The sequence below is a fragment of the Streptomyces sp. AcH 505 genome (assembly GCF_000818175.1).
GTDB lineage: Bacteria > Actinomycetota > Actinomycetes > Streptomycetales > Streptomycetaceae > Streptomyces.
The window spans coordinates 4,948,767-4,954,526 of sequence record NZ_JTIY01000001.1; the positions used below are offsets into that span (position 1 = coordinate 4,948,767).

Here is a 5,760-nt window from a genome sequence, read left to right on the forward strand (position 1 = left end):
GCCGCCGCCCGGCCGTGGCCAGGCAGGGCCCGCCGCAGGGCAGCGCCGCCCCGAGCCGGAGAACGACTGGGACGGCCCGCAGCCGGAGGAGACGCACCCCTTCTTCACCGGCGCCGACACCCCCGTCCCCGCCAGGGGCCGGCGTGACGAGGACGACGACCGGTACGACGAGTCCGACGACGCGTACGACGACCACGGGGGCGACGGCGACCGCCGTGGCGACGGCAAGAAGAAGGGCCGCAGCGGCCGGGCCTGTCTCGTCGTCGCCGTGGTCCTGCTGGGCGTGGTCGGTGGCGTCAGCTACGTCGGCTACAACTTCTACCAGGACCGCTTCGGCCCGCCGCCGGACTTCTCCGGCAGCGGTACGGGCGCGGTCCAGATCGTGGTGCCCGAAGGCGCTTCGGGCGCCGAGATCGCCGCGCTGCTGGTGAAGGGCGGCGTGGTCAAGAGCCAGGGCGCGTTCGTCGAGGCGCAGAAGGACAACCCCAAGGGCGACACGATCCAGGCGGGCGTCTACACCCTCGGCACCGGCATGTCCGGGCAGAACGCCGTCACGAAGATGCTGGACCCCAAGAGCCAGGACGTCCTCATCGTCGCTCCGGGCTGGCGCAACGGTCAGGTCTACGCGGCGATCGACAAACGGCTGGGCGTCAAGGACGGCACGACCAAGGCCGTTGCCAAGTCGCAGCTCAAGACGCTCGGCCTGCCCGACTGGGCGCAGAACAACGGCAAGATAAAAGACCCGCTCGAAGGCTTCCTGCTGCCAGGGAACTACGGGGTCGCCAAGGGGACGAAACCCGAGGCGGCCCTGAAGCAGATGGTGACCCGGGCCGACGACGCGTACACCAAGGCCGACCTGGTGGGCGAGGCCGAGAAGCGCGGGCTGCGGGATCCGTGGCAGCTGCTCACGGTCGCCAGCCTCGTGCAGGCCGAGGGCAAGACGCACGACGACTTCCGCAAGATGTCCGAGGTCGTCTACAACCGGCTCAAGCCCACCAACACGGAGACGAACCAGCTGCTCCAGTTCGACTCCACCTTCAACTACCTCAAGGGCCAGAGCAAGATCGACCTCACCGAGGCCGAGGTCAACGGCAACCACGACCCGTACAACACGTACACGGTGAAGGGGCTGCCGCCAGGCCCCATCGGCAACCCCGGCCCCGACGCCCTCGCCGCCGCGGTCAACCCGACCAGTGACGGCTGGATGTACTTCGTGGCGACCGACGGGGCGGACAAGACCGAGTTCGCCAAGACGAACGCCGAGTTCGAGAAGCTCAAGGACAAGTTCAATGACAACAAGGGCCTCGGCGGCTGAGGGGCGCAGGGCGGCCGTGCTCGGCTCGCCCATCGCACATTCCCTCTCGCCCGTCCTGCACCGGGCGGCCTACGCCGAACTCGGCCTCGACGGCTGGTCGTACGACCGCTTCGAGGTGGCCGAGGCGGGGCTGCCCGCGTTCCTCGAAGGACTCGGCCGGGACGGTGACGGGCGGGCGTGGGCGGGTCTCTCCCTGACCATGCCGCTCAAGCGCGCCGTCATCCCGCTGCTCGACAAGATCACCGACACCGCGGCTTCGGTGGAGGCCGTCAACACGGTGGTGTTCGACGCCGACGGCCGGCGCACCGGCGACAACACCGACATCCCCGGCATGCTCGCCGCGCTGCGCGAGCGCGGGGTGACCACGGTCGGCTCGGCCGCCGTACTCGGCGCGGGCGCCACGGCCTCGTCGGCGCTCGCCGCGCTCGCCCGCGTCTGCACGGGACCGGTCACCGCGTACGTACGCAGCGCCGCCCGCGCCGCCGAGATGCGTGGCTGGGGCGAGCGGCTGGGTGTCGACGTCCGCACCGCCGACTGGACTGCGGCTGCCGACGCGTTCGAGGCGCCGCTGGTCATCGCGACGACCCCGGCGGGCGCGACGGACGAGCTGGCGCCGCTGGTGCCGGGCAGCCCCGGCACGCTCTTCGACGTGCTGTACGAGCCCTGGCCCACCCCGCTCGCGACCGCCTGGGCGGCGGCCGGCGGACCGGTCGTCGGCGGCCTCGACCTGCTGGTGCACCAGGCGGTGCTCCAGGTCGAGCAGATGACGGGACGTACCCCCGCACCGCTCGCCGCGATGCGCGAGGCGGGGGAGCGGGCCCTGCGCGCCCGCTGACCGGCCCGGCGTACCGTCCGCTTCCTGGACCGCGGGCCGGGTCACCGGCCCGCACGTGGGAGGATCGGGAGCGGCGGGCCAGGGCCGCGCACCCGGCCGCGCCACCGCATTCCAGGCGCGAGCAAGAGGAGCACCGTTGAGCAGGTTGCGCTGGCTGACCGCGGGGGAGTCGCACGGCCCCGCACTCGTCGCGACGCTGGAGGGCCTTCCCGCCGGTGTGCCCATCACCACCGACATCGTCGCCGACCACCTCGCCCGGCGGCGGCTCGGCTACGGGCGCGGCGCGCGGATGAAGTTCGAGCGCGACGAGGTCACCTTCCTCGGCGGTGTGCGGCACGGCCTCACCATGGGCTCGCCCGTCGCGATCATGGTCGGCAACACCGAGTGGCCCAAGTGGGAGCAGGTCATGGCGGCCGACCCCGTCGACCCCGCCATCCTCGACGAACTGGCCCGCAACGCCCCGCTGACCCGCCCCCGGCCCGGCCATGCCGACCTCGCGGGGATGCAGAAGTACGGCTTCGACGAGGCCAGGCCCGTCCTGGAGCGCGCCAGCGCCCGCGAGACCGCCGCCCGCGTCGCGCTCGGCGCCGTCGCCCGCTCGTACCTGAAGGAGACGGCCGGCATCGAGGTCGTCTCGCACGTGGTCGAGCTGGCCGGGGCCAAGGCGCCCTACGGCGTCCTCCCGACCCCCTCCGACGTCGAGCGGCTGGACGCCGACCCGGTGCGCTGCCTCGACGCCGACGCGAGCAAGGTGATGGTCGCCGAGATCGACCAGGCCCACAAGGACGGTGACACGCTCGGCGGAGTGGTCGAGGTCCTGGCGTACGGCGTGCCCGTCGGCCTCGGCTCGCACGTCCACTGGGACCGCAGGCTCGACGCCCGGCTCGCCGCCGCGCTGATGGGCATTCAGGCCATCAAGGGCGTCGAGGTCGGCGACGGCTTCGACCTGGCCCGGGTGCCCGGCTCGCAGGCCCACGACGAGATCCTGGTGACCGACGACGGCATCAGGCGCGCCTCGGGACGCTCCGGCGGCACCGAGGGCGGTCTGACCACCGGCGAGCTGCTGCGGGTACGGGCCGCGATGAAGCCCATCGCGACCGTGCCGCGCGCGCTCGCCACCGTCGACGTCGCCACCGGCGAGGCGGCGAAGGCGCACCACCAGCGCTCCGACGTGTGCGCGGTGCCGGCGGCCGGCATCGTCGCCGAGGCCATGGTGGCGCTGACCCTCGCCGACGCCGTCGCCGAGAAGTTCGGCGGCGACAGCGTCCCCGAGACCCGCCGCAATGTCCGTTCGTACCTGGAGAATCTGGTGATCCGATGAGCGACCAGGAGCCTTCGGGCACCTCGGCGGGACCCGTCGTCGTACTGGTGGGACCGATGGGCGCGGGCAAGTCCGTCGTCGGGGAACTGCTCGCCGACCAGCTCGGCGTGGGCTACCGGGACAGCGACGCCGACATCGTCACGGCGCACGACCGCACGATCGCCGACATCTTCGTCGACGAGGGCGAACCGTACTTCCGCGGGCTGGAACGCGAAGCCGTACGCCGCGCGCTCACCGAGCACACCGGTGTCCTGGCGCTCGGCGGCGGCGCGATCCTGGACGACACCACCCGCGAGCTGCTGACCGGGCTGCCCGTCGTCTACCTGTCGGTCGAGGTGACCGAAGTGATGAAGCGGGTCGGCCTCAACACGGCACGCCCGCTGCTGCTGGTCAACCCGCGCCAGGAGTGGAAGAAGCTGATGGAGGCCCGCCGCCATCTCTACACCGGGGTGGCGCGCGCGGTGGTCGCGACGGACGACCGCACCCCCGAAGAGGTCGCCGAAGCCGTCCTCGACGCACTCGAACTGAGGAAAGCATGACCGCACAGGCAGTCACCCGTATCCAGATCGGCGGCACGGCCGGCACCGACCCGTACGAGGTGCTGGTCGGCAGGCAGCTGCTGGGCGAGCTGCCCGGGCTCATCGGCCGCGCGAAGCGCGTCGCCGTGCTGCACCCCGAGGCGCTGGCCGAGACCGGCGAGGCGCTGCGCCAGGACCTGGCGGACCAGGGGTACGAGGCCATCGCCGTCCAGCTGCCCAACGCGGAGGAGGCCAAGACCGTCGAGGTCGCCGCCTACTGCTGGAAGGCGCTCGGCCAGACCGGCTTCACCCGCAGCGACGTCATCGTCGGCGTCGGCGGCGGGGCCACCACGGACCTCGCCGGGTTCGTCGCGGCGACCTGGCTGCGCGGGGTGCGCTGGATCGCCGTACCGACGACCGTGCTCGGCATGGTCGACGCGGCCGTCGGCGGCAAGACCGGCATCAACACCGCCGAGGGCAAGAACCTGGTGGGCTCCTTCCACCCGCCCGCCGGGGTGCTCTGCGACCTGGCGGCGCTGGACTCGCTCGGTGTCCACGACTACGTCAGCGGCATGGCCGAGATCATCAAGGCGGGCTTCATCGCCGACCCGGCCATCCTCGACCTGGTCGAGTCGGATCCCGAAGGCGCCCGCACCCCCGCGGGTCCGCACACCGCCGAACTGATCGAGCGGTCGATCCGGGTCAAGGCCGAGGTCGTCTCCAGCGACCTCAGGGAGTCCGGACTGCGGGAGATCCTGAACTACGGCCACACCCTCGCGCACGCCATCGAGAAGAACGAGCGCTACAAGTGGCGGCACGGCGCCGCCGTCTCCGTCGGCATGGTCTTCGCCGCCGAACTGGGCCGGGTCGCCGGGCGCCTCGACGACGCGACGGCCGACCGGCACCGCTCGGTGCTGGAGTCCGTGGGTCTGCCGCTGACCTACCGCGGCGACCAGTGGCCCAAGCTGCTGGAGACCATGAAGGTCGACAAGAAGTCACGCGGCGACCTGCTGCGCTTCATCGTCCTCGACGGCCTTGCCAAGCCGACCGTCCTCGAAGGCCCCGACCCGGCGGTGCTGCTCGCCGCCTACGGCGAGGTGTCGGCGTGAGCGACGAGCAGGTGGGCGACGAGCAGGTGACCCGGCGGGTCCTGGTCATCAACGGCCCCAACCTCGGCCGGCTCGGCTCCCGTGAGCCCGACGTGTACGGCGCGACCTCGTACGCGGGTCTGGTCGACACCTGCCGCACCCTCGGCAAGGAGCTGGGCTTCGACGTCGACGTACGCGAGACGAACGACGAGGGCGAGCTGATCCGCTGGCTGCACGAAGCGGTGGACGGATCAATTCCGGTCGTTCTCAACCCGGGTGCGTTCACGCACTACTCGTACGCGCTGCGTGACGCGGCGGCGCAGCGCACGGCGCCCCTCATCGAGGTGCACATCTCGAATCCGTACACACGGGAGGAATTCCGCCACACCTCGGTGGTCGCCGCCGTGGCGAGCGGTACGGTCGCCGGCTTCGGCATCGGCTCCTACCGGCTCGCACTGCGGGCGCTCGCCGAGGAGTTGACCGGCTGACCCGGCCGAGGCGGTACCGTTCGGTAGCAATCGGCCGTGAGGCCGGCTTAGTCGTACGAGACGGAGTGGCACCGCATGCAGCACGCAGTGGGTGGTCCGCTGCCGCCTCACCGGGGACCGGTCGACGGATCCGGCGGGTGGGCGGCCGAACCGCCGCCCCCCGGAGCGCCTCCCGGGCCGCCGCCCGCGCACTGG

Annotated in this window: 6 protein-coding genes; all 6 read left to right on the forward strand. The window is 72.2% G+C overall.

Annotated elements, in window-relative coordinates; translation table 11 throughout:
* Window positions 1-1,315: endolytic transglycosylase MltG (gene mltG / locus HY68_RS22630; protein ID WP_041991644.1), on the forward strand; the 1,315-nt coding region annotated here is incomplete at its 5' end.
* On the forward strand, window positions 1,290-2,150 hold the full coding sequence (locus tag HY68_RS22635; protein ID WP_041991646.1) for a shikimate dehydrogenase: 861 nt from the start codon (window positions 1,290-1,292) through the stop codon (window positions 2,148-2,150). The genes mltG and HY68_RS22635, both read left to right, overlap by 26 nt.
* 136 nt (window positions 2,151-2,286) lie before the next feature.
* Window positions 2,287-3,471, forward strand: a complete 1,185-nt coding sequence (aroC, locus tag HY68_RS22640) for a chorismate synthase (protein WP_041991647.1) — start codon at window positions 2,287-2,289, stop codon at window positions 3,469-3,471.
* Window positions 3,468-4,010: a shikimate kinase gene (locus HY68_RS22645; protein ID WP_041991650.1), complete on the forward strand. Its 543-nt coding sequence runs from the start codon at window positions 3,468-3,470 to the stop codon at window positions 4,008-4,010. The genes aroC and HY68_RS22645 overlap by 4 nt, the downstream gene beginning before the upstream one ends.
* Window positions 4,007-5,098, forward strand: coding sequence for a 3-dehydroquinate synthase (gene aroB, locus HY68_RS22650; RefSeq protein WP_041991652.1), 1,092 nt, complete (start codon window positions 4,007-4,009; stop codon window positions 5,096-5,098). Before HY68_RS22645 ends, aroB begins: the two co-directional genes overlap by 4 nt.
* Before the next feature lie 26 nt (window positions 5,099-5,124).
* Window positions 5,125-5,565: a type II 3-dehydroquinate dehydratase gene (aroQ, locus tag HY68_RS22655; RefSeq protein ID WP_041996846.1), complete on the forward strand. Its 441-nt coding sequence runs from the start codon at window positions 5,125-5,127 to the stop codon at window positions 5,563-5,565.
* The last annotated feature ends 195 nt before the right edge of the window (window positions 5,566-5,760 follow it).